This window comes from Streptomyces sp. SID14515 (assembly GCF_010548505.1).
In the GTDB taxonomy this organism is placed as follows: Bacteria; Actinomycetota; Actinomycetes; order Streptomycetales; family Streptomycetaceae; genus Streptomyces; species Streptomyces caviscabies.
Genome location: NZ_JAAGMH010000097.1, coordinates 242,211 through 267,437, shown reverse-complemented (window position 1 = coordinate 267,437; position 25,227 = coordinate 242,211). Strand labels below are relative to the sequence as shown.

Below are 25,227 nucleotides of genomic sequence, written 5' to 3'. Positions count from 1 at the left end.
GGCGGGGCATGGATGTCACGACCGGCGGCGGAGAGCGTGTCGATGGTGGTGCGGAAGAGAGCTGAGGGGGCGCGGATCAGCCCTTGAGGCTGCCGGCGGTGAGGCCGGCCATGATGCTCCGCTGGAAGAAGAAGAACACGATGATCATCGGGATGCTCGCGATCACCAGACCCGCCATGATCTGGTTCTGTGTGACGGCTCCCGCGGTCTGCGAAAGCCCCACGCTGATCGTCATCTTCTCGCTGTCCGGCAGGACGAGCAGCGGCCAGACGAAGTCCTTGAAGACCAGGACGACGGTGAAGATGGAGACCACTCCGAGGATGGGCCGCGAGATCGGCAGGATGATCGAGACCAGAACGCGCCACGGGGGTACGCCGTCGATCTCGGCCGCTTCGAGGATCTCGTCGGGTATCGAGTCGAAGAACCGTTTGAGCAGGAAGATGTTGAAGCCGTTGGCGGCCACCGGGAACCAGATCGCCCAGGGCGAGTTGAGCAGCTGCCAGCCGAAGATCGGCACATCGGTGACCGTGATGTAGGCCGGAATCATCACGACGATCGGCGGTATCATCAAGGTGGCCAGCATCGCGCCGAGGATCACATTGCCGAACATCGGGCGCAGCTTGGACAGCGCGTAGGCGGCGGTGACATCGACGGCGAGGGCGAACAGCCAGGCGCCGACCGCGTAGAAGAGGGTGTTCTTCAGGAGCAGCCCGATGTCGAAGAGCTCCCAGGCGTCCGAGAACACCGAGAAGTCCGGCTTCTCGGGCCACAGCGTGGGCGGCATCTGGGCTATCTCCTCGCCCGACTTCATCGCCCCGGTGACCATCCAGTACAGCGGGAAGACGAAGACCAGGGTGAAGACGAGCAGGATGGCCACGAGGACCGTCCAGTAGATGCGGCTGCCCCAGCGGGACTTGAGTTCCAGGGGCGAGACGATGGTCCGGGCGTGACCGTCGGCCCAGGAGGCGCGGCGCCGCTTCTTCCTGTCGTGCGCCGGCGGCGGTGTCACCTCGCGGGTCTCTCCCGCCGTGTCGGAGTGGGCTGTTGTGTGGACTGCGTTGGCCACGGGACTACCTCTTCTCGTCACGGGTCAGCCGGAGCTGCACCGCGGCGACCGCAAGGAGAACGAGCATGAGCATCAGGCCGAGCGCGCTGCCGGCCCCGTAATTGCCGCCGTACACGAAGGCATACTGGTACATGAGGTACGCGACGGTGACCGTCGCGTTCTCCGGTCCGCCGCCGGTGAGCATGTACGGCTCGATGAACACCTGCATCGTGGCGACGATCTGCAGCATCAGCATCAGGAGCAGGATCAGTCGGGTCTGCGGGACGGTGACGTTCCAGATCCGTTTGAAGATCCCGGCTCCGTCCAGCTCCGCGGCCTCGTACAGATCGCCCGGGATGTTCTGCAGGGCGGCGAGGTAGATCAGGACGCCGGACCCCATGTTCATCCAGGTGGAGACGATCACCAAGGAGATCAGTGCGGTGTCCGAGGAGTCGAGCCAGGACAGCGCCGGCAGGCCGGCGAAGTCCAGGACCTGGTTGAACAGGCCCGGTCCTGGATCGTAGAACCAGCGGAAGAGCAGCACCGAGACGATCGGCGGCAGCATCACCGGCAGATAGACCACGAAGCGCAAGTAGCCGCGGGCGTGCCGCAGTTCGTTGAGCACGATCGCCACCGCGAACGGGATCACATAGCCGCAGACCAGGGCGAGCAGGGTGAAGACGACGGTGTTCTTCCAGGCCTGTCCGAAGGCCGGGTCCGCCACCACCGCACGGAAGTTGTCCAGGCCCACCCAGGTGGGTTCGTCGACGAGGTTGGTCTCCTGGAAGGAGAGGACGACCTGCCTGATGATCGGCCACCAGGCGAACATGGCGAAGCAGAACAGCGCCGCGCACAGGAAGCCGTACGCGGTGATATTGGCCCGGACCGCCCGTTTCCGTTTCGCCGAAGGCCTGCGAAGCGGCTTGGACGGCCGTTTCGGTTCGATGGTGAGTGTTTGCATGGTGATCTCCCGTTTCCGCCTCTCCCGCCGGCCCTGCTCGGGGTGCCGCCCTCCCCTCCTGGGCGGCACCCGGGACAGCTGCCGTCAGCCCCTGGCCAGAATCCCGTTGGCCTTGGACTCGGCGTCCGCGAGCAGCTTGGCTATGTCCGCGTCCTTCCGTGTGAGGACCGCGGACATGGGCACGTCGAGCACCGCGTAGAGCTCCTGGGCCTTCGCCGGCTCCAGCTTCAGCTCGACGCCCTTGGAGGTGTCCACGTAGGGCTGGTAGTACTCGACCGGCAGGACGGCGTTCGCCTCGCGGGCGTCCGCGATCCTCTGACCGGTCGGGGAGTCACCCATGTAGTCGTTGTTGGGCACGCCGACGGCCTCGCCGTTGGCCTTGCCGCGGGCGTAGTCGTGCCGGCCCTTGCCCGGGGTGTTGAACTGGAAGTCGATCCACTGCATGGCCGCCTCGGTCTGGGCGGCGTTCGCCTTCGGATTGACCATGTAGGCCTCGCCGCCGGTCAGGGACGCCTCGCCCTCGGGGATGCCGGTGATGCCGTAGTCGTCCTTCTTTCCCTGGAACTTCTGGACCACGTCGCTGACGACGTCCGGGGCTCCGAGCATCATGCCCGTCTTGCCGGCGGCCATCTGCTGCATCAGCGTCTCCCAGCCGATCAGCACTTTCTTGCCGACGCTGTCGTCCTTCCAGCGCATGTCGTGCAGCGTCTGCAGCACGGCCCTGCCCTCCGGGCTGTTGAACGCGGCCTTGTCGTCGACGACCATCTCGCCGCCGCGGCTGAAGATGGACTGCGCGAAGTGCCAGCCGCCGACGTTGCCGCCGCCGTACTCGCCGTATCCGACGTAGTCGTCACCGAGTCCGGCGATCTTCTTCGCCGCGGCACGGACCTCGTCCCACGTCTTCGGCGGGGCGTCGGGGTCGAGACCGGCGTCCTTGAACAGCTTGCGGTTGTAGACCAGGCCGACGCTGTAGCTCACGTTGGGGACGCCGTAGGTCTTGCCGTCCTTGATGACCATGTCCCTGACGTCCTGCTTGATGTCGCCGTAGTTCTTCACCAGGTCGGTGACGCCCGTGATGTCCTTCGCCTGCTTCTTGGAGATCACGTCGGCGTAGTTGGTGACCGGCACCATGAACACCGTCTCCATCTGCCCGCCTGCGAGCTTCGCGGCGAAGGTCTTCGGGTCGAAGCACGGCTGCTGGTCGGTGCTTCTGACCTTGACCCCCGGATGCGCCTTCTCGAAGGCGGCGACGTCGTCGTTCCACGCCTCGCGCTGCTTCGGTGCGGTCTTGGGTGGCTGACAGGCCACGGTGATCGCCACATCCCCTCCCGCATCGGACTCCGAGTCGCTGCCACAGGCAGCGAGGCTCACGACGAGACCTGTGGTCAGCAAGATCGCAAGATTGCGGGGCTTCATTACGGCTCCTCTGGGGTGACGCCCAAGCACTGCCTTGATCGGAGCGTCACGATAGAACGGCGAGCAGACCTACGCAATATTCCGATCCAAATTTGCAAGATTGCGACTGCATCACGTTCTGTCGGCACCGCTGGGCACCAGAAGCCGCACAGGGTCGCCTCGACCGCTCGGGCCGCGCCTACGGCTCGCACATGGCCGGCGGAACCATGGAGACGGGTATCGCCGGCCGTATCGACGGCGGAGGAAAGGGGGCACCTGGAGAAACACGCCGGAGACCGCTCGGGAGATCCGGCAGGGCGGCGGTCGGCCGGTGCGGCGTCGGCACCGGAGCTGCGGCCTCCCGCCCCTCGGCGGCCGGCTGGGAGCGCTCTCCACGCGAGTGCGTGGACCGCTCACCGAAGCACGGCCGCCGGGGCGGTCACGACGGGCGGCCGGGGGCCGCGGTGGCATCGGGCGCGATGTTCGGCGCCCGGCCTGCCGCGGCCTCGCCCGCTTCCACTTGCGACGGTTCTTCAGCAAACCATCGCGTCGTGAACGCAAGAATATGGCAATAGTTGCAGGACGTTCATCGTCCTGTGATGGACTTGGCCGCCCTCGGGCGGCTGCGGCCGGGGATTCCGGCTCGTCTCTCTAGCGGGCCGCGGCGGCTGTCCGCACGGCGCCGAAATCGATGGCGCGGTCGGCCTCGCGCAGGACCTCCTCGGCCACCCGGCGCACTTCGGCGAGCACGTCGCCGTGCTCCTCCACGAGGCCGGCGTAGATCGGTGCTTCGGTGCTGTCTGCGGAACTCATACGGTTCTTCCCCGTCGGTCTGGTGCGAAAAGCCCCTGCCGGTCGGCGGAGGCGGGGGCGAGTGTACGTGGTGGGCGGCGGCGGGGGCGATTCGTTATCAAGGGCCGGGACCACCCCGCACCTGCTGGAACGACGCCCCGCCCCTCCCCCGGCGGCCGCGGGCGGCTGCCCTGTCACCGCCTGCGGCGGCCCGCGCCGAGATGCCGTACGGGAAAGCCCGCACGGGCGGCGAGGGCGGTCAGCTCGTCGGCACGCGCCGCCCGCAGGCCCACCACCGGGTAGCAGTCGGAATCGATGTCGAGGACGGCGAGCGCCGCGCCGATCTCCCGGTAGCGGCGGCCACAGGCGTCCAGGAACGTGTCGGTCGGCAGAAGCATCTCCCGGGCCTCGAAGAGCACCCACGGGTCGATGGAGGGCCGCGATTCCAGCTTCTGCAGCTGGGACCGGATCTCCTGCGGGTCCTCCTTCCAGTCGAACTCCGCGAGCAGGCCGTGTGCGTCGAGCGCGTCGATGAGCGCGATCCAGGCGAGGTTGTCCACCGGTTCGTCGATGCCCCGGTCCGCCAGCCGGCCCGCGTAGGCGCTCACGTAGTCGTGCGGGCTGTCGTGGGCCCGCAGCACCTCCTCGGCCACGGCGGGGTGCGCCGGGGCGAGCAGTGCGGCGATCTCGGCCAGGGACGTGCGGACCGTGTCGTTGTCGTGCGGGTCGGACATGTCGTGCTCTCCTCCTGCGGCGAGGTCGCCGCCGGGTCGTCGTCGGTCTGTGGGTTCTGCGCCGTCACGGCGGACGGACCGCAGAGAGCTGTCACGGGAGCGATCCGGGGGGCCTAGGCGCGCCGCCGCCGGGCCGCGGGCAGCGGCCGGTGGCCCTCGGTCCACTCGTTGACCCAGCCGCAGCCCGAACAGGCGTACCGCCCGTCGAGTCCCGCGATCAGGGTGCCGCACCGGGCGCACCCGATGTAGGTGATCTCCGGGTGTTCCGTGGCCGCTTCGGCCGGGGTCCGCCGCTCCGGGCCGGAAGGGGTCGGCATCCTCACGCGGCCTTTCCCGCGGCGTCCAGCAGGATCCGGGCGAGCTCGCCCGGCTGCGAGAACATCGGCCAGTGACCGGTGTCCATGGTGACCAGCCGCCACCGCTCGCTCGACAGCAGCCCGGCCACCTCCGGGCTCGGCTCGGGCCAGTCGAGCAGGCACTTGACGTACGTCGTGGGCAGCAGCCCCGGGGACCGGGTCAGGGCGGCGGGCTCGGTGAGGGTGGCGCCGGGGTGGGGTGTCGAGCCGGCGACGAACCGGGCGATCTGTTCGTCGGTGAGGCCCTGGTCCACGCAGTCGGCGGCGGTCGGCGGAGGCCAGAAGCCTCCGTTGGCGGCGATGGCGGCCTCCACGCCGGCCCGGCCGTCCGGCCAGCCGGAGACGAAGGACTCGCCGTCGACCGGGACGTTGGAGTCGACGAACACGACGTGGGCGAGCCGGTCGCCGATCCGCTCGGCCGCCTGCCCGACCGGAATGCCGGCGTAGCTGTGCCCGACCAGCACCACCTCGCGCAGGTCGAGGCGCTCGACCAGCTCGACGATGTCCTCGACATGGGTCCGCTGCCCCGCCGCCGCTCCCTGCTTCTCGGCGAGGCCCGACAGCGTCAACGGGTGGACCCCGTGACCGGCCTCGCGCAGGACGGACTCCACGTCGCGCCACGCCCACGAGCCGAGCCAGGCCCCTGCCACCAGTACGAATTGCGTCATGCCAGCAACGTAGTGCAGGGGTACGACAACGCCGCCCGGCCGCCGTCCGGTCCGCCGTCGGCGCTTCGCTATCTTCACCGGACACGGAACGGGGCGGCGGGTGTGCTGATCGCCGTCGCCCGGCCGCCGACCGAAGGAGAACACCTGTGCGTTCCCCCGTCACCGACCGGACCGTGGGCGTCCTGCTGCCGCGCGATCTGCCCGCCGACCGGATCCTGCCGTACGCGCGCCGGGCCGAGGAGTTGGGGTTCGGCTCCGTCTGGGTGGTCGAGGACCTCGGCTTCCGCGGGGGGATCGCCCAGGCGGCCGCCGTGCTGGCCTCCACCGACCGCATCCGGGTCGGCATCGGGCTGCTGCCCGCCGGGGCCCGCAACGTGGCGTTCGCGGCGCTGGAGATCGCGTCGCTGGCGCAGCTCTTCCCCGGCCGGGTCGACGTCGCCGTGGGGCACGGCATGCCTCACTGGATGCGCAGCGTCGGTCAGTGGCCCCGGAGCCCGCTGACCTTCCTCCGCGAGTACGTCGACGCCCTGCGGGCGCTGTTGCGCGGTGAGCTCACGCGGCGGCGCGGGCAGTACGTCCACCTCGACGGCGTACAGCTCGACCCCAGCGCGCTGCCCGGGATCGTGCCCGACATCCTGGCCGGTGTCCGGGGCCCCAGGTCGCTGGCCGTCTCCGGCGAGGTGGCCGACGGAACGGTCCTAGCGGAGCCGGTCGCCCCCGAGTACGCGCGGGCGGCGCTCGGGCACATCGCCGCCGACCGCCCCCACCGCCTGGTCGCGTACAACGTCGCGTCCGTCGACGCCGATCGGCGTACCGCGCTGGCCGCCGCCCGCCCGGCACTGGAGTGGATCGGCGAGCCCGACTGGCGCGCGCACATCGCTCCGCTGCCGTTCGCCGACGAGTTGGCCGAGCTGCGGGCCGGGTGCGCCGACCGCGCGGAGTTCGTCCGGCGTCTGCCCGACGACCAGGTCGCGCGACTCGCCGTGGCCGGCACCCCGCAGGAGGCCCGCGCCCGCCTCGACGGACTGCGGTCGGCCGGCGTCACCGACACCGTCCTGGCCCCGGTCGGTCCCGACCCGGTGGCGGCCCTGGAGTCCCTGGCCGCCGTTCTCGACGCCGCGGAATCCACGGGTGGCACGGACACGGCGGACGCCGAGGCCCGGACGCCCCAATGACCTTTCGAAACCTGTCACTTGGGGATCGAACAGGATGCATTGTCGGCCGTTTCTGACTGCTTTTCGCTATGAACGGAGGCGGTGGGCCACGGCGAGGCAGGATGTCCCCGTGATGGGCAACCTCCCCGTCGTGACGACCAGCTTCGTCGGCCGCAACAGCGAACTGGTCAGCGTCGAACGGGCACTTCGAGATCATCGGCTGGTCACGCTCACCGGCCCCGGCGGGGTCGGCAAGAGCCGACTGGCCCTGCGCACGGCCGAGCGTGCCCGGGACCGCTACGCCGACGGCGTCTGGTGGGCCGACCTCTCCCATCTGCACGATGAGCAACTGCTCGCCACGACGGTCTGCGACGGCGTCGGGCTGCTGGACCACAGCCCCCGCCGGCCGGTGGCCGCGCTCGGTGAATGGCTGTCCGAACGCAGCCTGCTCCTCGTTCTCGACTGCTGCGAACGGCTCGTCGGCCCCTGCGGGCAGCTCGTCGCCGAACTGCTCGCCGCGGCCCCGGGGCTGACGGTCATGGCCACCAGCAGGGAGCCGTTGGGCGCCGCGGACGAGCTGTGCGTCGAGGTGCCCCCGCTGTCCGCGGGCGACGACGGCGACGAGGCCGTCCGGCTCTTCCACGAGCGCGCGGCCGCCGTCGCCCCGGGGCTCGCACTCGACGACCCCGGGAGCACGGCCGCCGTCAGCGAGATCTGCCACCGCCTCGACGGCATACCGCTCGCCGTCGAACTGGCCTGCGCCCAGCTCCGCGGGAGCAGTCCGCAGGAGATCACCGGGCGGCTGGCCTCCCGGATGGAGAACCTCACCGACGACACCCTCTGGCCCCGCCGCCACCGTGCCCTGCGCACCACGATCGGCTGGAGCCACGAGCTCTGCGCACCGCTGGAGCGACTGCTGTGGGCGCGGCTCTCCGTCTTCCGCGGCGTCATCACGACTCCGGACGCGGAGGCGGTGTGCGCGGGCGGACCGCTGGACGCCGAGGCCGTCGCCCCCGCTCTGGAACGCCTGGCGGACCAGTCCGTGCTCCGGCGGACCGGGGACGGCTACCGGATGCTGGACACGCTGCGCGAGTACGGGGCGATGTGGCTGGCCGAGCTGGCGGAGGACACGCTCCTCGCGGACCGGCACGCCCGGCACTTCGCGCATGTCTCCGTCCAGGCGTACGCGGGTTGGCTGGGGCCGTCGCAGGTCCTCTGGTACCACCGGATCGCCGACTCCCACCCGGACCTGTGCGCTGCCCTGGACCATCTGCTGGCCGAGGACCCGGAGATGGCGATGGAGATGGCCGGGTGCGTCGGCCTCTTCTGGAGCTGCTGCGGTCATCTGCACCAGGCCCGTACGTATCTGCGGCGGGTGCTCGCCCTGCCGCTCTCCGCCGGTCCGCACCGCACCCGGGCGCTCTGGGCCCTGGGGATCACGCTGACCTTGCAGGGTGACCACGAAGCGGCCCGCCGCACCGGCGAGGAGTGCCGGCACGCGGCCCGCCGGGACGAGGACCCCGAGGCCCTGCTCCTCGCGGCGCACTCCATGAGCTTCACGTATCTGATGATGGGCCGGCCGCTCACCGCGCACTCCGTCAGCGACCGCGCGCTGCGCCACCACCGCGGCGACCCCGCGGACGCGCCCTCGCAACTGCGCTGCCGGGTGATACGCCTGTTCGCGCTGTCCGCCCTCGGCAGGCTCGACGAGGCGTACGAGGAGGCCATGCGGCTCCAGCGGATCAGCCTGCGGTTCGGCGAGCACTGGGCACGGGCCTACGCCGATCACCAACTCGCCCTCATCCATCTGCTCCAGGGCCGCCCCCGGCACGCCGAGAGCCACGCGCGCGCGATGCTCGCGAGCAAGCACGAGCTCCATGACAGCCTCGGCATAGCGCTCGGCCTCGATCTGCTCGCCGGCGCCATCGCCGCGCAGGGGAACGGGGTCGCCGCGGCCCGTGCCTCCGGTACCGGACACGCGTACTGGCGCATGATCGGCCACCCGCACCGGGGCACCCCGGAGCTCGGGGCGATCCGCGAGCAGTGGGAGCTCCGGGCCCGGCAGGCCGCGGGCGACTCGGCGTACGAGCGGGCCTACCGGCGCGCCTCGGCCGACGACGCCGAACGCGGCCTGGCCAACGCGTTGGAGCGCGGGCAGCCCGGATAGCGCGGACAGCAAGGACGGTCCCGGACAGCCGGAGCCGCCCGCCGCACCGGCTCCGGCTCCCGGCTCCCGGCTCCCGGCTCCCGGCTCCCGGCTCCCGGCTCCCGGCTCCCGGCTCCCGGCTCCCGGCTCCCGGCTCCCGGCTCCCGGCTCCCGGCTCCCGGCTCCGGACCGTAAGGCGGTGATCGCCGGTCGCCGGACACCCGCCAGGACACCGCCTAGCATCCCGGTATGACGTCCATCAGCCGGCTCCGTCCCGACCATGCCGAGGCTCTGCTCGCCTTCGAGCGGGAGAACCGGGCCTATTTCGCCGCGTCCATCTCCGACCGGGGCGACGACTATTTCGCCGCGTTCGCCGAACGCCACCGTGAGTTGCTCGCCGAGCAGGACGCGGGGCTGCACCACTTCCACCTCATCGAGGACGACGACGGCGTCCTCGGCCGGATCAACCTCGTCGGGGTGCTGGACGGTTCGGCCGAGCTGGGCTACCGGATAGCGGAGAAGGCGGCGGGGCGGGGGCTGGCCACCTGGGCGGTCCAGCAGGTCTGCGTCCTGGCGGTCGAGGAGTACGGGCTCACCGCGTTGCGCGCGGAGACGACGCTCGACAACACGGGCTCCCGCGCGGTGCTGGCGCGTACGGGTTTCGAGCCGCTGGAGGACGTCAAGTTCGGCGACCGCCCCGGGCGGCGGTACGTCCTGGATCTGAGCGGCGGCGCTCCCCCGGTCCGCTGACCGGCGCTGCGGCCGGCGGGGTTACGGTGCGCGGCCCGGCTCCGGCGGTACGGCGGCGATCAGCCCGGATCCGCCGGCAGGCCGGGGCACGGCTCGGCGCCGGCGACAGCCCGGCGATGGGCCCGGCTCCGGCGGTGTGGCGGTGATCGGCCGGATGGTCCACCTCGGGGGCACGCCCCGTGCGGCCGCCCGATGCTGGGGCTCGCGGGAGCGGACCGTACCGCCTCCGCCCATCCGGCGCCGGGCTCGCGGAAGTGGACCGTACCGCCTCCGCCCGCCCGACGCCCACCGCCCTCAGGAGGCCCCCGTGCCCGCACGTTCCCTTCCGGACGCTCCGTTCCCGCGCAGTCGGCCGCTGCGGCGAAGAGCCGTCGTCGCGGCCCTGGCAGCCGCGTCGCTCGCCGGGCTGATGACCGGCCCGGCCCATGCGGGCGGCGACGGGGGCGGCGGCCCGCACGGATCGGTCGACCCCGCGTTGCGGCGCGGGCTCCAGGCGCTCGTGGACACCCCGGGAGGGCCGCCCGGCGCCATCGCCGTCCTCACGGCGGGCGGCAGGAGCGAGGTGTACCGGGCGGGTACGTCGGAGCTCGGCACCGGTCGCGCGCCCCGGGCGACCGACCACATGCGGATCGCCAGCACCGCGAAGGCCTTCAGCGGCTCGGTCGCCCTGCAGCTGACCGAGCGGGGCGCGCTCGGTCTGGACGACACCATCGGCCGGCGGCTGCCCCGGCTCCCCGCCGCCTGGCACCGGGTGACGCTCCGCCAGCTCCTCAACCACACGAGCGGGCTCCCCGACTACACGGAGGACCCCACGTTCATCGCCGAGCTGACGGCCGACCCGCGCCGGCGCTTCGACTCCCGCCGGCTGCTGGACTACGTCGCCGGTGACCCGCTGCGGTTCCGGCCGGGATCGGCGTACCGCTACTCCAACTCCGACAACATCGCCGTGGCGCTGATGGCCGAGGCGGCGACGGGGCAGCGGTACGAGAAGCTCCTCGCCGAACTCGTGTACCGGCCGCTCGGCCTGCGCGACACCAGCCTCCCGCAGGGCTACCGGCTGCCCGAGCCCTATCTGCACGGCTACGCGGTGGACCCGCCGAACGCACCGGAGGACGTCAGCACGGTGCTGGGCGCCTCGGGGGTGTGGGCGTCGGGCGGCATCGTCTCCACGCCCCGGGATCTGGGGGCCTTCATGCGCGGTTACGCCGGCGGGCTGGGGCTCGGCCCGGCGGTCCGCCGGCAGCAGCTGTCCTTCGTCGCGGGCAGCTCCGAACCCGCCGGTCCCGGACGCAACAGGGCCGGTCTCGCCGTGTTCTCGTACACGACGCGCTGCGGCACGGTGTACGGCCACACCGGCAACTTCCCCGGCTACACGCAGCTGGCCGCGGCGACCGAGGACGGCAAGCGGTCGCTGACCGTCTCCCTCACCTCCCAGGTGAACAGCACGACGAATCCACGACTGCTGGCCACCTTCCGCGAGCTCCAGGAGGACTTCGTCTGCCGACTGCTCGACCGCCGGAAGCCGGGCGGCGCGTACTAAAGGTTGTTGCACAAGGCCCGAACGATCTCCAGATCCAGCCTGCGGGCGCCGGTCAGGCCGGTGGAAAACGGTGCACAAGCGGGCAGTTAATCATGCCCGGGGTGGCCGAATCCGGGCGTGATCGCCGTTGTGCAACACCCTTTAGGACGCTGGCGGCGTGTCAGTTGCGGCGCTGGACATGGACGGTGCCGGCGCCGGTGTTGCATCGAAGACGACAGCGGCGACCCGTCGGGCGGCATCCGGGCGCAGGCTGAGTCCCGGCCTGATGCACGAACTGGCTGAGCTCGCCGCGTACAAGGGCCGCGATGGCAGACAGCGGTTGATGGGTGAGGGTGGCCTCCTGGGCGAGCTCACGCGCGAGTTGATGCAGGCCGCTGTCGATGCGGAGATGGACCTGCACCTGGGCGAGGAACCTGCCGCATCGGCGGGCGCGGCTCCCACTCGGGTGCGCCCGCAACGGGTACCGGCCGAGGAAGGTGACTAAGGAGTCATGCCGTCACGGTACAGGTGCCGCGGCACCGGCTGGGCACCTTCCACTCAGGCCTGCTGCCCAAGTACGCACGGCGGACCGGCGGTCTGGAGGACATGGTCCTCTCCCTCACGGCCAAGGGGCCAACCTCTGGGGAAATCGTTGCGCATCTCGCCGAAGAATATGGCATCCAGACCTCCTCGCAGGAGACGGTGTCCACCATCACCGACAAGGTCCTGGACTCGATGGCCGACTGGCGGCACGCGCCCGCTCTACGCGGTCTATTCTAAGAACCTGCCCAGGGCGGTCAACAGCGTCATCCCCACCACGGTGCTTCAGCTCTGCATCGTTCATTTCATCCGCACCACGCTGAAATGCGTCCCCCTCGCCCACTGGGACACGTCAGCCCGCGATCTGCGGCCCGCCCACCTCCGACCAGTGAGGGCCAAGCCCTCGCCCGACTCGCCGAGTTGAGCGAGAAATGGGAGGCCAAGTATCCGGCCGCGGTTCAGTGACGGAACCTCCCGTTCTCCGCCACTGGCGAGTTGGCCTTCGGGACATTTTCTTGACCACCGCAGACCTAGATGCGTGCGCCTTGGGCTCAACGTGCGTCGCTCTTGATGCTGTCCTTCCGGTACTCAATACGGTCGATCGCTAGATTGACAAGAGCGACCATCAGTGTTGCCAGCAGCGCTGGGAGCCATGGGTGTTCGACGTTAAGTCCGGGAGTGAAGGCTTCTACAAGCAGCACCCCCAGAAAGGTAGTCGCCATGGATATGGCCGCGTCCGAGATACTTTTTGCTCTTCCATAAACACCTATCAGGCGCAGCGAAAGACGTACTGGAACAGCGCATGCACTCGCGAGTAGGCCACAATGTAGGAGCAGCACGAGTGCCCAGACGAGAGTGCTGCCGCTGTCGGCTGGGCCACCTCGACCGACTCCCCCACCACGCTCTCCACCGAGGAGAAAAGTAACTCGGCAAGTTGAGGCCGTACTTCGGCCATGGTGCAGCACTGTCGAGCACACCGTGCACCGGCCGGGCGCGATTTTCGGGCTCTCAGCTACAGTCACGAGAAACCGATAGTTACCCTGCATAGGCGGCCGCACCAAGTGGACCAGAGCCCCAACAGGTGTCGGGAAACCAGGTTCCTCGCCGAACTGCTCACAGTCCTCGGTACGAATGTTTGGGATGGTATCTGCGGGTTGGGTGGCAACCATTGGCACCACCCTACACATTCACAGGCTGGGTGCCGGCGGTGAGGACGTATCTGCCAGTGTCGCCCTTTACCGTGGCGGTCTCGGGCCGTAGCGGCTTCCCGTTGCGGTGAGGCGGAGTTATTCACTGTACTGGCTGGGATGAGGGGGAGGAACGGAGTCCGATGCGCCCCACTCCCGCGCGCCGACCTTGCCGGGCCGCCCACCGAGTGGATGCGTTCCGGATGGATGGTGGGGCGGTCACCGATGCAGAGCACCTCATTCTCCGCCACCGGACGGGCCTGGTCCACCTGCTCATGCGGCGCGGCATCGCTATCCAGCCGCAGTCACCGAACCTGTGAAACCAGACGGGTGACCCGCCCGGTCGCGTCACAGCAGGGCTTGTTCGTACGGATCAGACCTGGCAGAAGCCCGTTGCTCGAAGCGCATCGTTGACGACGACTCCCGCGCCACCAGCCCTGCGCGGTCAGTTGAAGCGTCCGACGACTACCTTGCACTGGACCATGCCCTCACGGAAGTCGAAACCTACATACCGCAACCAGCTACAAGCAGATGAGTAACCCGCAGCCTTCCGCTTCCAGCTCTATTGCCGTCTATTGCGTGCACGTGAAAAATTCCTGTCACTCCTGCCAGCGCCCCCTTGAAATCCAGGTAGAGGGGTGACATGTCAATGCGTATGCGGCTATGTTCGCAATTGCTCGAAGGAACTAGCCCGAATGCAGGCGCCTTTGACGCCGCCCAACATCCCCCTCACACAGGAGAACTCTGTGTCTTCCTCCATATCGCGGCGCGCCATAGCTGCTTCCGCTGCTGCCGTCGTCGCGGCGACACTGTTGACGACCAAGGGAGTTGCATCCGCTGACACCGGCCCCTGGACCTCAAAGCCGGCCATCTCCGCATCCGGCACAGCCGCCGCGCTCGGCCTCGACGGCAAGGAAAAACTGATCGTCCGCGACGTCGTCAAGGACGCAGACGGCACGACGCACACCCGTTACGACCGCACCTACGCCGGACTCCCCGTTCTCGGCGGCGATGTCATTGTCCACAGCAACAGCAACGGCACGATCAAGAGCGTCACCCGCGCCTCCGCCCAGCCCATACGCGTCAGCTCGCTGTCCCCGAAGGTAACGCCGACCGCCGCGGACAAGGCCGCGGTGAAGGCGGCTGTCGCCACTCACGTAGACCGCCCGACCACCACCGGCGCCGGCCAGGAGCCGCGCAAGGTCATCTGGGCCGCCGACGGCACCCCCGTCCTCGCCTACGAGACCGTGGTCGACGGCACCCAGAAGAACAGCACGCCGAGCCGCCTCCACGTCATCACGGACGCGACCACCGGGGCGAAACTCCACGAGTACCAGGCGATCGACAACGTGGCCGACGACACCAGCCAACACAGCGGCAAAGTCGACCTCGTCACCACGCGTGCGGGCACCGACTACCAGCTCATCGACAAGTCTCGCGGCAACCACCGGGTCATCGACGCGCACAACACTGAGAGCAACGACGGCACCCTCTTTACCGATGCCGACGACATCTGGGGAGACGGTACCCCGGCCAATCGCCAGACCGCCGCGGTCGATGCCGCTTACGGCTTTGCCCAGACCCACGACTTCTACAAGAACGTCCTTGGGCGCAATGGCATACGCAACGACGGCTCGGCTCCGACCTCGTATGTCCATTACGGCAACAAGCTGGCCAACGCCTTCTATGACGACGAGAGCTACTCCATCCAGTACGGAGACGGTGCCTCAGGCGACAACCCTTGGACTCAACTTGACATCGCTGGGCACGAGTTCTCGCACGGTGTAACCGAAGCCACCGCCCGCCTGGTGTACGCGGACGAGTCGGGCGGCCTCAACGAAGCCACCTCAGACATCTTCGGCACCGCAGTCGAGTTCAACGCCGCCAACCCTGCCGACCCGGGCGACTACTTCCTGGCAGAGAAGGCCAACATTTACGGCGACGGCAAGCCGCTCCGTTACCAGGACACCCCCAGCCGCGACGGGCACTCCCAGGACTTCTGGGACGCCACCACCAAGGACAAGGATCCGCACTACTCCTCTGGCGTGGCCAATCACTTCTTCTACCTGCTCGCCGAGGGCAGCGGGAACAAGACCATCAACGGCGTCCGGCACGAAAGCGCCACCAAGGACGGCTCCACGCTCACGGGCATAGGGCGGGAAAAGGCCGTCAAGATCTGGTACCAGGCGCTCAGCGCCTACTTCACCTCCACGACCGACTACAAGGCGGCCCGTACGGCCACGGTGCAGGCCGCCTCCGACCTCCACGGCGCGAACAGCGACGAGGTCGCGGCCGTAAAGGCCGCCTGGACAGCCGTCAACGTCAAGGGCTGACACCCAAGGACCACCTGGATAACACGTTGAACATTTTCTGACACATAAAGCTCGTAGCGCGATCTTGACCGAGTGTGCTGGTCGAACGTGTCTGGTGTGATGATCTGGCCGTTGCTGGCTGCGTGAGTACTTGGCCGTGGGTCGTGGACGACGACCTGTGGGAGCTGATCGAGCCGCTGCTCCTGTCCTGGCCCAAGCGGTCGCCGGGGCCGAAGCCCGTCGATGACCGGCTGTGTCTGTAGGAGATCTTGTACGTTCTGCACCAGATCCTGCTGGCGAGCTGGCGCGGGCGGCGAGCTCGACTGGTCCCGTGCGTGTGTGGACGGCTCCCTTGTACGCGCGAGAAAGGAGGTGGCGCAGCCGGCCCGTCGTCGGTCGACCGGTGCAAGACGGGCGGGCAGCCAACACCACCTGATCTGCGGCGGGAAGGGCACTCCGCTGCACGTAATCACCACCGTGTCGAACGTCAACGACCTCACGTAAACCCTCGCCCTGGTCGACGGCATCCCGCCGGTGGCCGGACCACCCCGGCCGCCCGGGCCGACGTCCCGATGCGGTGCTAGGCGACACGGCGCACGACTCCCGGGTCGTGCGCCGTGAGCTGCGTCGGCGCCGGATCCTGCCGGTGATCTCCCAGAAGGGCTCCCCAAACATCAAGGACCGGGGCAAGCTTCGCTACGTTGTCGAACAGACCTTTGCCCTGCTCCACCAGTTCAAGCGTCTGACCGTCCGCTGGGAACGACGTCTCGAACTCCACAGGTGACCTCGCCGAGGCCGGGTTGGCCCGGGGCGGGAGAGGAAGCCTGGGCGACCACCCGTCTTTCGTCGAGCAGAATGCGGCACGAGCCCGTGTCGTTGCCCTTCGGGACTACTTCGAAGCGGGCGACCGTCGGTACGCTTGACGTTGTCGGCTTCTCTCCAGGTGAGGGGCACCGGGCCCGTCTCGTCCTCAAAGCGGTCGAGCTCATACCTGTTTGGGTTGTGCCGATAGCGCACCTGAGCTGCCGAGGCATCACCGAGTGTGGCCGGGTGCCTCGTACGTCAACGCCCAAGATGTGCCGCACACTTTCTGTCCGATCCAGCGGTTTTGCGAAACCGAGTAGAGGGCGATGGACGCGATCACCCAGACCGCGCCGATGATCAAGGATTGCCCGAAGAGTCACGCTGGTGCCGAGTGGAGCATGAAATTCCTCAAAAGGCGCGGCGCGGTGGAGGGAGAGCTTTCTGGTGGCAGCCGCCTGCCGACTGGGCACTGCCGATTGGCGATTCACAACGAGTGAGTTGTTAAGTTCACTTCATGCACAGGCGAACGGGATCTGCTCCCATCTGCGGGCTGCGACAGTTCCATTGGCGGCCAATTTTCTGGTCTGGGCCGTGCACGGCTCACCTCGTTCCGCCGTTAGAATTCCTCATCGGCGCAGCTGCCCAGCGGGATGCGGGGGCCATTCGTGAGGATTCAGAGTTCTGACTCCAGCAATAGCGGCCCGCACGGGTGACCAATACGGCCCCAGAGCAAGAGTCGTACCACTGAATCCCAGCACCCAACGGACCGCGGCTTACAGCCAGTCAACTTGAGGGCTCGGGATTTTTTTCCGTTACCTGGGTGGACCTGGCAGGCGCGGCAACCGAGCTGTTACCTGCACGCATCCTTGGCCGATGATTTTGGCCAGCCTCGCTGACGCGCCACGGACTGCCGGGTTATGAACGAGGTGAAGACCCAGTCGCGGGCCATGAGCAGTTCGGCGAAGTACCCCCGGTAAACGCGGGCGGCACGGTCGCGTTCAGAGGCAGCATGAAGTTTGAGGAGGTCGCCTGGCGACCTCCTCAAACTTCATGCTGAAGGCAGTATCTGAGTCACGATGAGGAGCGGACACCGTAGTGTCCGACCGGCATCGTGATGTTCAGAGTCCGTCTTTGCGGTGGCCGGGTCTGGAGGTTAGCTCCTGAGCGAGCTGAGGTCTTGTGCGTAGGTGCCCACCGCGTTTGCGATGACGTCGATGTTCACGTCGAAGGCCTTGCGGTTGATGTTCTTGATGTCATCGCCCTCGGCGTGGTAGTTCGGGTCGTAGGGGTGTCCTGCCTTGCCGCCCGCCTTCGCCACCTGCTCTGCGGTCTTGAGGCCCTCGGCACCGGTGAAGGTACCGCCGGCCGGGATACCGTTCGCGATGAACGGGCCGTAGTCGGAGCGGCCGTCGAAGTCGTGGCCCCAGTGCGGGACCTTCTTCTTGTCCAGGAAGCCGTTGATCAGCTTCTCGATCTGCGCCGAACCTGCCGGGCCCGCGCCCGCTCCCGTCTTGTCCGAGTCGTCGCCGTCGTAGACAAGTTCGGCCGGGTTGGGCGAGGCGATCATGTCGAAGTTCAGATACAGCTTGATGCTCTTCTTCTGCTTCGCGCTCAGGGTCTTCACGTAGTGGTCCGAGCCGAGCACGCCCAGCTCCTCGGCCGACCACCACGCGAAGCGGACCTTATGGGCAAGCTTCTTGCCGCCCTTGGACTCCTTGGCGAGCTTCTCCGCGACCTCGATCAGACCGGCCGACCCCGAGCCGTTGTCATTGATGCCCGGGCCCTCGGGCACGGAATCCAGGTGCGCGCCGAGCGCCACCACGCGGTCGGCGCGGCCGCCGCGGGTCTCCGCGACGACGTTGCGGGTCTTGTGGGGGATCGCCTTGGCGGCGACGTCCAGGGAAAGCCTGACCTCGCCCTGCTTCACCTGCTTGGCCAGCTTCTCGCCCTCGGCCTTGGTAATGCCGAGGGCGGGGATGTGCGCGTTCTCCGGAGTCTCCAGGTTGCCCTCGACGGGCGCGTCGCCGGAGTGGTCGTAAAGCACGAGGCCGACGGCGCCCGCCTTGGCCGCGGCGGCCTCTTTCTCGGCGAAGGTGCAGGTGCCGCGCTTCACCAGTGCGATCTTCCCGGTGAAGGTGTCCGAGGTGTAGTCGTCCGCCTCGCAGCCCGGACTGTCATCGAGGCGGGCCGCGGCGACCGGGGCCTGCAGACCGCCGTCGGGCGTGGACTTGCTGAAGTCGAACGCCCGGGCGTTCAGCTTGCGTGCCTCGGGTGACAGGACACTCGCGCCCTCCCGCACCGTCTGCGGCGTGTAGAACGTGAAGTCCTGGTACGCGACCTTGTAACCGGCCTTCTTCAGGCGGTCATACACGTACCTGGTGGAGGCCTTGTGGCCCGTGGTGCCCGCGGCACGGTTGCCGCCGTGGGCGTCGGCTATCTGCTGGAACTTCTCCAGGTGACGATGGGCGCTCTTACCGGTGGACTTCTCCACCAACTTCTTCGCGAGCTGCTGCGCCTTCTCGGCTTGCGGAGTCCGGTGCTTGTCGGACCGGACGGCGTCCTGCGCGCCCGCGGGGGGACGCGGCGGCGAACAGGACGGGGGCAGTGATGACAACCGAGAGCAGAGCGGCCGTAGTCCGCCTGCGGGGTACGCGCACGGATGGTCCTTCCTTACGTGATCGTGGGATGGCGCCGGTGATCACCGGCGGGCGTAAAAGGATCGTAAGACGATAAATTCGCAGATCAGACGGTTTATCCACAGCCGCAACCACGTTTTACACACGTGTCATGGGACGCAATGATCACCCCGGGCAAGAAGCTGTCCCCCATCGGCCTACATCGACCGCTTCGCCCCCGACATCCTTGCCGAACGCGATCGCCGCCAGTCTGAACAAGTCTGCGGGCCGCCCCCGCAGATGGACAGCGACCGCGAACTGGAGGAGTGGCTGGCGAACCCGCATACAAGCATCCCGCTCAACGCACGTAACCGAGGTGAGTCCCGTAGCGGCGAGGTGAACTGGTGGCGGGCCAGCAGGCTCGCCACCAACGGCCGTACCCCCGTGCTGTTCGCCGCGGAGAAGCCCCACGGTCTCAAGCGGCGTCAGCGCGTCCTCGACTGGCTCGCCGAGACCGACCGCAGTCACATCGGCCCGGTACGGGAACGACCTGCGCTCTGCCCACCGGAAAACGGCTCCCCCACCGCGACCAAGTGCTGCGCGAGTGGCTGGACAACCCGGACAACTTGATTCCCGTTCATCCGCCGCACGACCAGGTGGCGTGGGCCGGGGAACGGAACTGGACGGAACTAAAGGTTGTTGCACAACGGCGATCACGCCCGGATTCGGCCACCCCGGGCATGATCAACTGCCCGCTTGTGCACCGTTTTCCACCGGCCTGACCGGCGCCCGCAGGCTGGATCTGGAGATCGTTCGGGCCTTGTGCAACACCCTTTAGGCGGCGTACGGAGACACGGAAAGGGGTACGCCGGGTGTCCGGCGTACCCCTTCGCGGGTCAGGCGGGGCGGCGGTCAGTCGTTGTCGGTCTCCTCGCGGATGATGGTGTCGTTCTTGGCGTCCACGTCGAAGGTCGTCTTCTTCCAGTCGGAACCGACCACGTCGACCTGCCAGATCGCGCCGTTGCCCTCGTTGTCGTCGAGGCTGACGGAGGTGACCGTTCCCTTCTTCTTCTCGGTGGCGACCTTGGCCGCCTGCTGCGGGGTCTGGGTGGCCTGGGCGAGCCGGTCGGCCGTCTCCTTCTTGTCGTCCGCGTCCTGATCCGCGTCGACACGGGCCTCGATCACCTTGCCGTCGACCGCGTTGATCCGGACGGTGTGGATCGTGCCGTCCTTCTCCGCGACCTCGGCGACCCAGACCGGGCCCTCGGCGCCCGGGCTCGCGCTGGCGCTGGCGGAACCGGTCGGGCTCGCCGAACCGGTCGGGCTCGCCGAGCCCGTGGGACTGGCCGAGCCGGTGGGGCTGCCGGATCCGGTCGGGCTGGGGCTCTCGTCGCGGTCGTCGTCGTCCACACCCTCCAGGTCCAGATCGACCAGCTTGCCGCCGGCCACCTCGCCGGTGGCCGTGGTGGCCGCGTCGTCGAAGGTGACCTTCGTGGCGTCGAGTACCTTCTTGCGCTCCTGCTGGTCCTCGGTGAGCTCGGCGCTGGCCGAGGGCGAGGTCGTCTGCTTCTGCGGAACGACCTTCGCGGCCTCGGAGGTGGCCGCGCTCGTCGCGCTGTCCGAGCTCTGACCGCATCCGGTCATCAGCAGGGCCGTGGCGGCGGCCACGCCGAGGGCGCCGACCGCCTTGAGGGTGCGGGAACGGGGGGAGGCACTGTTCATTCGTCGAGGCTCAAGTCTCATGCACGCATGCCTAGCCCTCCGAGCCGCCGGTCATGTTGTCCTACCGGTCGGAGTCACCCGATCGACCGGGCGGGTCCGCCCGTTGGCCGTCGCTCCCCGGGCGGCGGGCGCCGGGGTGCGAAACAATGGCGGCAGGGCCGTATTCTCCGCGCCCGGCCCGGAGGCCGTCATGGATCACATGGTGCACACCGAGCGTTACGAGCTCATCTTCCAGATGTCCGGTGCCGCGGACGACGTGGTCTCCGTCCGGATGACCGACCGGCTGGGGGCGGGCGGATCCCCGGTGTACGAGGACGAGACGGGGATCGTGCGCGCCGAGATCAGCGACCGGGGCGAGGTCCGCATGCTCGCCAGCGGCGGCCATCAGGTCCCGGGGGCTCCCCTGCTGGCCCGCCCCCTGAGCGAGGACGCACCCGAACCGCAGTGACCGGACCCGCCGGGCGGGGCGCGCTGTCCACCACGGCGCGCCCCGCCCCGCTGTGCGCGTACGAGTCCGGTCGGCGTGCCCCGCCGCCTTCCGTTCATGCCCACTCTTCGCCCGAATGTGTTTACATTCCCGCACCCCGGACGTAACCTGAGCGCGAAACCACAGACTCAGGCATGAAACGGAAACGAAACCACATGTACGCACCGGAGCGTCAGCAGGAGATTCTCCGCCTCGCCCAGGAGAGCGGCCGGGTCGACGTGCTGTCGTTGGCCGAGGAGTTCCAGGTGACGGCCGAGACCGTCCGGCGCGATCTCAAGGCCCTGGACCGGGCGGGACTGCTGCGCCGGGTGCACGGTGGGGCCATCCCCGTCGGGCGGCTCGACTTCGAGCCCGACCTCGCCGAGCGCGACGCCCTCTCCGCCGACGAGAAGGACCGGATCGCGCGGGCCGCCCTCGCCGAGCTGCCCGCCGACGGCAATGTCATCGTCGACGCCGGGACCACGACCGCGCGGCTCGCCGCCGCCGTACCGGTCGACGCGACGCTGACCGTGGTGACCCACGCGCTGCCGGTGGCCGCCCGCCTCGCCGACCACCCCGGCATCGCGCTGCACCTGGTGGGCGGCCGGGTCCGGCACCGTACCCGCGCGGCGGTCGACGCCTGGGCGCTCGGTTCGTACGCCGAGATCAACGCCGACGTGGTCTTCCTCGCCACCAACGGCTTCTGTCCCGACAGCGGCCTGACCACGCCCGACCTCGCCGAGGCCGCGGTGAAGCGGGCCGTGATCAGGGCGGCCCGCCGGGTCGTCCTGCTCGCCGACTCCGGCAAGTTCGGGCAGGAGCACTTCGCCCGCTTCGGCGATCTCACCGATGTGGACCTGCTCATCACCGACACGGGCCTCAGCCCCGACGACGCCCGCTCCATCGAGAGCCGGGGCACGGAAGTAGTACGCGCATGATCCTCACCGTCACCCCCAACCCCAGCCTGGACCGGACCTACGAGCTGCCCGGCCTGACCCGCGGCACCGTGCTGCGCGCCACGGCCGACCGCGTCGACCCGGGCGGCAAGGGCGTCAACGTCTCCCGCGCGGTCGCGGCGGCCGGGCACCGCACGGTCGCCGTCGCCCCGATGGGCGGCCCGGAGGGCGCACTGCTCGCCCGGCTGCTCGGCGATCTCGGCATCGAGGCGGCCGGTGTGCCGATCGCCGGGAACACCAGGATCAACGTCACGCTCGTCGAACCCGACGGCACCCTCACCAAGGTCAACGCGACCGGCCCCGAACTGAGTCCGGCCGAGGCGGAGGACGTCCTGGAGGCGGTACGGGTCCGCTCGTCGGCCGCCGACTGGATCGCCTGCTGCGGGAGCCTGCCGCGCGGACTGCCGCCGCGGTGGTACGCGGAGCTGGTCGAGCGGAGCCACCGCGGCGGTGCACGGATCGCGCTGGACACCTCCGGAGCGGCGCTCACCGCCGCGCTGGAGAGGGGGCCCGATGTGATCAAGCCCAATGCCCAGGAGCTCGCGGAGGCCGTCGGCCGGCCGCTCGCCACGGTGGGCGACGCGCTGAAGGCCGCCGAGGAGCTGCGCGAGCGCGGCGCCCGGTCGGTGCTGGCGAGCCTGGGCGCGGACGGACAGCTGCTGGTCGAGGCGTCGGGCGCGTATTTCGCCACCGCCCCGGTGGCCGCCGTACGCAGCAACGTCGGCGCCGGGGACGCCTCGCTCGCCGGGTTCCTGGCGGCAGGCGGGCAGGGCCCGGAGGCCCTCACCTCGGCCGTCGCCCATGGGGCCGCGGCCGTACAGCTGGCCGGGAGCCTCATGCCCACCCCGGCCGACCTCGACCTGCCGTCGGTCGTGACGACCTCCGACGTGCCCCTGGACCGCGCGCTGACGGAGCCCGCCCCATGACCCCCGCACCACCACCCGACACCCCGGCAACCCCCGCAACTCCCGCATCTCCGGTACGGACCCCACCCGTACGAGCCCGCCGCCCCGTCCCCCCGAGCCGCCGCACGGCGGTCCCCGAGCAAGGAGCACCGCGATGAGTGAGCTGATCACCGCGGAACTGGTCGACCTCGATCTGTCCGCCGCAACGAAGGACGCCGCCGCGAGGTCGCTCGCCGAGCGCATGGTGGCCGCGCACCGCGTCACCGATCTCGACGGCTTTCTCGCCGATGTCGCGGCCCGCGAGGCGCAGATGCCGACCGGTCTCGACGGCGGCATCGGTATCCCGCACTGCCGGAGCGAGCATGTGAGCGCGCCGACGCTGGCCTTCGGGCGCAGCGGGGCGGGCATCGACTTCGGGGCGGCCGACGGTCCGGCCGACCTGATCTTCCTCATCGCCGCCCCGGCCGGCGCCGACGACGACCACCTCGCCATCCTGTCGGGTCTGGCCCGCAGGCTGATGGACCCGGAGTTCACCGCCGCACTGCGCGCCGGAACGGACCCGGCGGCGGTGGCCGCGCTGATCCGGGGCGAGGAACCCACGGAGGAACCCGCGCAGGAGCCGGCGGAGGCGGAGACCGAAGCTAAGGCCGAGGCGGGGGCCGAGACCTCCGCAGGGGCCGGGGCCGCGCCCTTCCGGATCGTCGCGGTCACCTCCTGCCCCACGGGCATCGCCCACACCTACATGGCGGCCGAGTCCCTGGCCGCCGCGGGCCGTGCCGAGGGGGTCGAGGTGACGGTGGAGACCCAGGGCTCGGCCGGCTTCAAGAAGCTGGACCCCGCAGTCGTCTCGGCAGCCGACGCCGTGATCTGGGCGCACGACGTGGAGGTCCGTGAGAAGGCCCGCTTCCGGGGCAAGCCGCTGGTCGACGTCGGGGTGAAGGCGGGCATCAACCGGCCCGCCGAACTGATCGCCGAGGCCCGTCGCAAGGCGGAACGCGGAGAGATCGCCGCCGTGTCCGAGGCGGACGGCGGCACGGAATCCGGCGACGGTGACGGATCCGGCGCGGATCACGCGCACTTCGGCGTCCGGCTCCGTACGTATCTGATGTCCGGCGTGAGCTACATGGTGCCGTTCGTCGCGGCGGGCGGTCTGCTGATCGCCCTGTCGTTCGCCATCGGCGGCTACGAGATAGCGAGCGCCAAGTCGGTGGCCGACCACTTCGTCTGGGGCGAGGCGGACAGCTGGGCCGCCCTGCTCAACCAGATCGGCTCGGCGGCCTTCGCGTTCCTGGTGCCGGTGCTGGCCGGGTACATCGCGTACGGGATGGCGGACCGGCCGGCGCTGGTGCCCGGTTTCGTCGGCGGCGCCATCGCGCTCACGGTGAACGCCGGGTTCCTCGGAGGCCTGGTCGCCGGTCTGCTGGCCGGTGCGGTGGTGATGGCCATCCAGCGGGTCCCGGTCCACGCGACCCTGCGCGGCATCATGCCGGTCCTGGTGATCCCCTTGATCGCCTCGGCAGTCGTGGGCTTCCTGATGTTCATCGTGGTCGGCAAGCCCATCGCCTCGCTCCAGAACGCGCTGACGGACTGGCTGAACGGTCTGTCGGGCTCCAACGCGGTGATCCTCGGCGTCGTCCTCGGGCTGATGATGTGCTTCGACATGGGCGGCCCGCTGAACAAGGTGGCGTATGCCTTCGCGGTCGGCGGTCTCGCCGACCCGACCGACGGCAGCCTCAAGGTGATGGCCGCGGTGATGGCCGCCGGAATGGTCCCGCCGCTGGCGATGGCGCTCGCCACCACCGTACGCAAGAAGCTGTTCACGAAGACCGAGCGCGAGAACGGCCGGGCCGCCTGGGTGCTGGGCGCCTCGTTCATCACCGAGGGCGCGATCCCCTTCGCCGCCGCCGACCCGCTGCGGGTCATCCCGTCGGTGATGGCGGGCGGCGCGGTCACCGGCGCCCTGTCGATGGCCTTCGGCGCGACGCTGCGCGCCCCGCACGGCGGCGCCTTCGTCGTCCCGCTGATCGGTGAGCCGTACCTCTACCTGCTCGCCATCGCCGTCGGGACGCTCGTGGCGACCGCGCTCGTCGTCCTGCTCAAGGGCGCACGCCGGACGGCGACGGACCCGGCCGGGGACGCGGAGGCCACGGGTTCCGAGGACTCCCGGGTCACCGTCGCCGCCTGAACATCCCGCACGTCC

22 protein-coding genes and 1 pseudogene are annotated in these 25,227 nt (G+C 69.4%); 13 read left to right on the top strand and 10 right to left on the bottom strand.

The window, feature by feature from the left end; all coding sequences use genetic code 11:
• Positions 1–76: 76 nt before the first annotated feature.
• From G3I54_RS21330 to G3I54_RS21305, 7 genes are all read right to left on the bottom strand, one after another.
• Entirely contained in the window at positions 77–937 is an 861-nt protein-coding gene (locus G3I54_RS21330; protein WP_164616586.1) for a carbohydrate ABC transporter permease, read from the bottom strand.
• Positions 938–1,070: 133 nt separating this feature from the next.
• Positions 1,071–2,006 (bottom strand): sugar ABC transporter permease, encoded by a 936-nt coding sequence (locus tag G3I54_RS21325; RefSeq protein WP_164616468.1) that lies wholly within the window; start codon positions 2,004–2,006, stop codon positions 1,071–1,073.
• Between the two features lie 84 nt (positions 2,007–2,090).
• Complete coding sequence (locus G3I54_RS21320; protein ID WP_343240375.1) at positions 2,091–3,326, bottom strand: extracellular solute-binding protein; 1,236 nt, start codon at positions 3,324–3,326, stop codon at positions 2,091–2,093.
• Positions 3,327–4,052: 726 nt separating this feature from the next.
• Positions 4,053–4,214 (bottom strand): hypothetical protein, encoded by a 162-nt coding sequence (locus G3I54_RS39025; RefSeq protein WP_170994476.1) that lies wholly within the window; start codon positions 4,212–4,214, stop codon positions 4,053–4,055.
• A 173-nt stretch (positions 4,215–4,387) separates the two neighbouring features.
• The gene (locus tag G3I54_RS21315; RefSeq protein ID WP_164616466.1) at positions 4,388–4,927 is read right to left on the bottom strand and encodes a DUF6630 family protein; all 540 of its coding nucleotides are present in this window, start codon (positions 4,925–4,927) and stop codon (positions 4,388–4,390) included.
• Positions 4,928–5,040: 113 nt separating this feature from the next.
• A complete protein-coding gene (locus tag G3I54_RS21310) occupies positions 5,041–5,244 on the bottom strand; it encodes a hypothetical protein (protein WP_164616465.1) in 204 nt (67 codons plus the stop codon).
• Positions 5,245–5,246: 2 nt separating this feature from the next.
• On the bottom strand, positions 5,247–5,951 hold the full coding sequence (locus tag G3I54_RS21305; protein ID WP_164616464.1) for an alpha/beta fold hydrolase: 705 nt from the start codon (positions 5,949–5,951) through the stop codon (positions 5,247–5,249).
• A 146-nt stretch (positions 5,952–6,097) separates the two neighbouring features.
• Here G3I54_RS21305 and G3I54_RS21300 point away from each other — a divergent pair, with 146 nt between their 5' ends.
• The 5 genes from G3I54_RS21300 to G3I54_RS21280 all read left to right on the top strand — a co-directional run bounded on the left by G3I54_RS21300 (position 6,098) and on the right by G3I54_RS21280 (position 12,025).
• Complete coding sequence (locus G3I54_RS21300; RefSeq protein ID WP_164616463.1) at positions 6,098–7,126, top strand: LLM class flavin-dependent oxidoreductase; 1,029 nt, start codon at positions 6,098–6,100, stop codon at positions 7,124–7,126.
• 112 nt (positions 7,127–7,238) lie between these two features.
• A complete protein-coding gene (locus tag G3I54_RS21295; protein ID WP_164616462.1) occupies positions 7,239–9,272 on the top strand; it encodes a regulator in 2,034 nt (677 codons plus the stop codon).
• A gap of 228 nt (positions 9,273–9,500) precedes the next feature.
• Positions 9,501–10,001, top strand: coding sequence for a GNAT family N-acetyltransferase (locus tag G3I54_RS21290; protein WP_164616461.1), 501 nt, complete (start codon positions 9,501–9,503; stop codon positions 9,999–10,001).
• Positions 10,002–10,410: 409 nt separating this feature from the next.
• The gene (locus tag G3I54_RS21285) at positions 10,411–11,541 is read left to right on the top strand and encodes a serine hydrolase domain-containing protein (protein ID WP_164616585.1); all 1,131 of its coding nucleotides are present in this window, start codon (positions 10,411–10,413) and stop codon (positions 11,539–11,541) included.
• 157 nt (positions 11,542–11,698) lie between these two features.
• On the top strand, positions 11,699–12,025 hold the full coding sequence (locus G3I54_RS21280) for a hypothetical protein (protein ID WP_164616460.1): 327 nt from the start codon (positions 11,699–11,701) through the stop codon (positions 12,023–12,025).
• A 586-nt stretch (positions 12,026–12,611) separates the two neighbouring features.
• Here the strand turns inward: G3I54_RS21280 and G3I54_RS21265 are convergent.
• The gene (locus G3I54_RS21265) at positions 12,612–12,761 is read right to left on the bottom strand and encodes a hypothetical protein (protein WP_164616457.1); all 150 of its coding nucleotides are present in this window, start codon (positions 12,759–12,761) and stop codon (positions 12,612–12,614) included.
• A 1,232-nt stretch (positions 12,762–13,993) separates the two neighbouring features.
• On the opposite strand from G3I54_RS21265, the gene G3I54_RS21260 reads away from it, so the two are divergent.
• The 3 genes and pseudogenes from G3I54_RS21260 (at position 13,994) to G3I54_RS21245 (ending at position 16,860) form a co-directional block, all read left to right on the top strand.
• Entirely contained in the window at positions 13,994–15,580 is a 1,587-nt protein-coding gene (locus tag G3I54_RS21260) for a M4 family metallopeptidase (protein ID WP_343240374.1), read from the top strand.
• Between the two features lie 529 nt (positions 15,581–16,109).
• Positions 16,110–16,217, top strand: a pseudogene (locus G3I54_RS39590) (IS5/IS1182 family transposase); the annotation flags it as partial.
• A 472-nt stretch (positions 16,218–16,689) separates the two neighbouring features.
• On the top strand, positions 16,690–16,860 hold the full coding sequence (locus G3I54_RS21245) for a hypothetical protein (RefSeq protein ID WP_164616454.1): 171 nt from the start codon (positions 16,690–16,692) through the stop codon (positions 16,858–16,860).
• Positions 16,861–17,516: 656 nt separating this feature from the next.
• On the opposite strand, the gene G3I54_RS21240 is transcribed toward G3I54_RS21245, so the two are convergent.
• Positions 17,517–18,977: a M28 family peptidase gene (locus G3I54_RS21240; protein ID WP_239144462.1), complete on the bottom strand. Its 1,461-nt coding sequence runs from the start codon at positions 18,975–18,977 to the stop codon at positions 17,517–17,519.
• Positions 18,978–19,278: 301 nt separating this feature from the next.
• Between G3I54_RS21240 and G3I54_RS21235 the strand changes: the two genes are divergently transcribed.
• Positions 19,279–19,608, top strand: coding sequence for a hypothetical protein (locus G3I54_RS21235; protein WP_164616453.1), 330 nt, complete (start codon positions 19,279–19,281; stop codon positions 19,606–19,608).
• Between the two features lie 282 nt (positions 19,609–19,890).
• Here G3I54_RS21235 and G3I54_RS21230 read toward each other — a convergent pair whose 3' ends face one another.
• The gene (locus tag G3I54_RS21230) at positions 19,891–20,700 is read right to left on the bottom strand and encodes a PepSY domain-containing protein (protein ID WP_164616452.1); all 810 of its coding nucleotides are present in this window, start codon (positions 20,698–20,700) and stop codon (positions 19,891–19,893) included.
• Between the two features lie 199 nt (positions 20,701–20,899).
• Between G3I54_RS21230 and G3I54_RS21225 the strand changes: the two genes are divergently transcribed.
• The 4 genes from G3I54_RS21225 (at position 20,900) to G3I54_RS21210 (ending at position 25,212) form a co-directional block, all read left to right on the top strand.
• A complete protein-coding gene (locus tag G3I54_RS21225; protein ID WP_164616584.1) occupies positions 20,900–21,148 on the top strand; it encodes a DUF6296 family protein in 249 nt (82 codons plus the stop codon).
• Between the two features lie 194 nt (positions 21,149–21,342).
• Positions 21,343–22,104, top strand: a complete 762-nt coding sequence (locus G3I54_RS21220; protein ID WP_164616583.1) for a DeoR/GlpR family DNA-binding transcription regulator — start codon at positions 21,343–21,345, stop codon at positions 22,102–22,104.
• Positions 22,101–23,048, top strand: a complete 948-nt coding sequence (gene pfkB, locus G3I54_RS21215) for a 1-phosphofructokinase (protein ID WP_164616451.1) — start codon at positions 22,101–22,103, stop codon at positions 23,046–23,048. Before G3I54_RS21220 ends, pfkB begins: the two co-directional genes overlap by 4 nt.
• A gap of 133 nt (positions 23,049–23,181) precedes the next feature.
• Entirely contained in the window at positions 23,182–25,212 is a 2,031-nt protein-coding gene (locus tag G3I54_RS21210) for a fructose-specific PTS transporter subunit EIIC (protein WP_164616450.1), read from the top strand.
• The last annotated feature ends 15 nt before the right edge of the window (positions 25,213–25,227 follow it).

Coding starts and splice junctions, on each gene's coding strand:
- G3I54_RS21230 (WP_164616452.1), bottom strand. CDS start 20,700: ATGAACAGTGCCTCCCCCCGTTCCCGCACCCTCAAGGCGGTCGGCGCC.
- pfkB (WP_164616451.1), top strand. CDS start 22,101: ATGATCCTCACCGTCACCCCCAACCCCAGCCTGGACCGGACCTACGAG.
- G3I54_RS21305 (WP_164616464.1), bottom strand. CDS start 5,951: ATGACGCAATTCGTACTGGTGGCAGGGGCCTGGCTCGGCTCGTGGGCG.
- G3I54_RS21315 (WP_164616466.1), bottom strand. CDS start 4,927: ATGTCCGACCCGCACGACAACGACACGGTCCGCACGTCCCTGGCCGAG.
- G3I54_RS21220 (WP_164616583.1), top strand. CDS start 21,343: ATGTACGCACCGGAGCGTCAGCAGGAGATTCTCCGCCTCGCCCAGGAG.
- G3I54_RS21310 (WP_164616465.1), bottom strand. CDS start 5,244: ATGCCGACCCCTTCCGGCCCGGAGCGGCGGACCCCGGCCGAAGCGGCC.
- G3I54_RS21325 (WP_164616468.1), bottom strand. CDS start 2,006: ATGCAAACACTCACCATCGAACCGAAACGGCCGTCCAAGCCGCTTCGC.
- G3I54_RS21235 (WP_164616453.1), top strand. CDS start 19,279: ATGGACAGCGACCGCGAACTGGAGGAGTGGCTGGCGAACCCGCATACA.
- G3I54_RS39025 (WP_170994476.1), bottom strand. CDS start 4,214: ATGAGTTCCGCAGACAGCACCGAAGCACCGATCTACGCCGGCCTCGTG.
- G3I54_RS21295 (WP_164616462.1), top strand. CDS start 7,239: ATGGGCAACCTCCCCGTCGTGACGACCAGCTTCGTCGGCCGCAACAGC.
- G3I54_RS21290 (WP_164616461.1), top strand. CDS start 9,501: ATGACGTCCATCAGCCGGCTCCGTCCCGACCATGCCGAGGCTCTGCTC.
- G3I54_RS21225 (WP_164616584.1), top strand. CDS start 20,900: ATGGTGCACACCGAGCGTTACGAGCTCATCTTCCAGATGTCCGGTGCC.
- G3I54_RS21245 (WP_164616454.1), top strand. CDS start 16,690: ATGGACGCGATCACCCAGACCGCGCCGATGATCAAGGATTGCCCGAAG.
- G3I54_RS21210 (WP_164616450.1), top strand. CDS start 23,182: ATGAGTGAGCTGATCACCGCGGAACTGGTCGACCTCGATCTGTCCGCC.
- G3I54_RS21285 (WP_164616585.1), top strand. CDS start 10,411: ATGACCGGCCCGGCCCATGCGGGCGGCGACGGGGGCGGCGGCCCGCAC.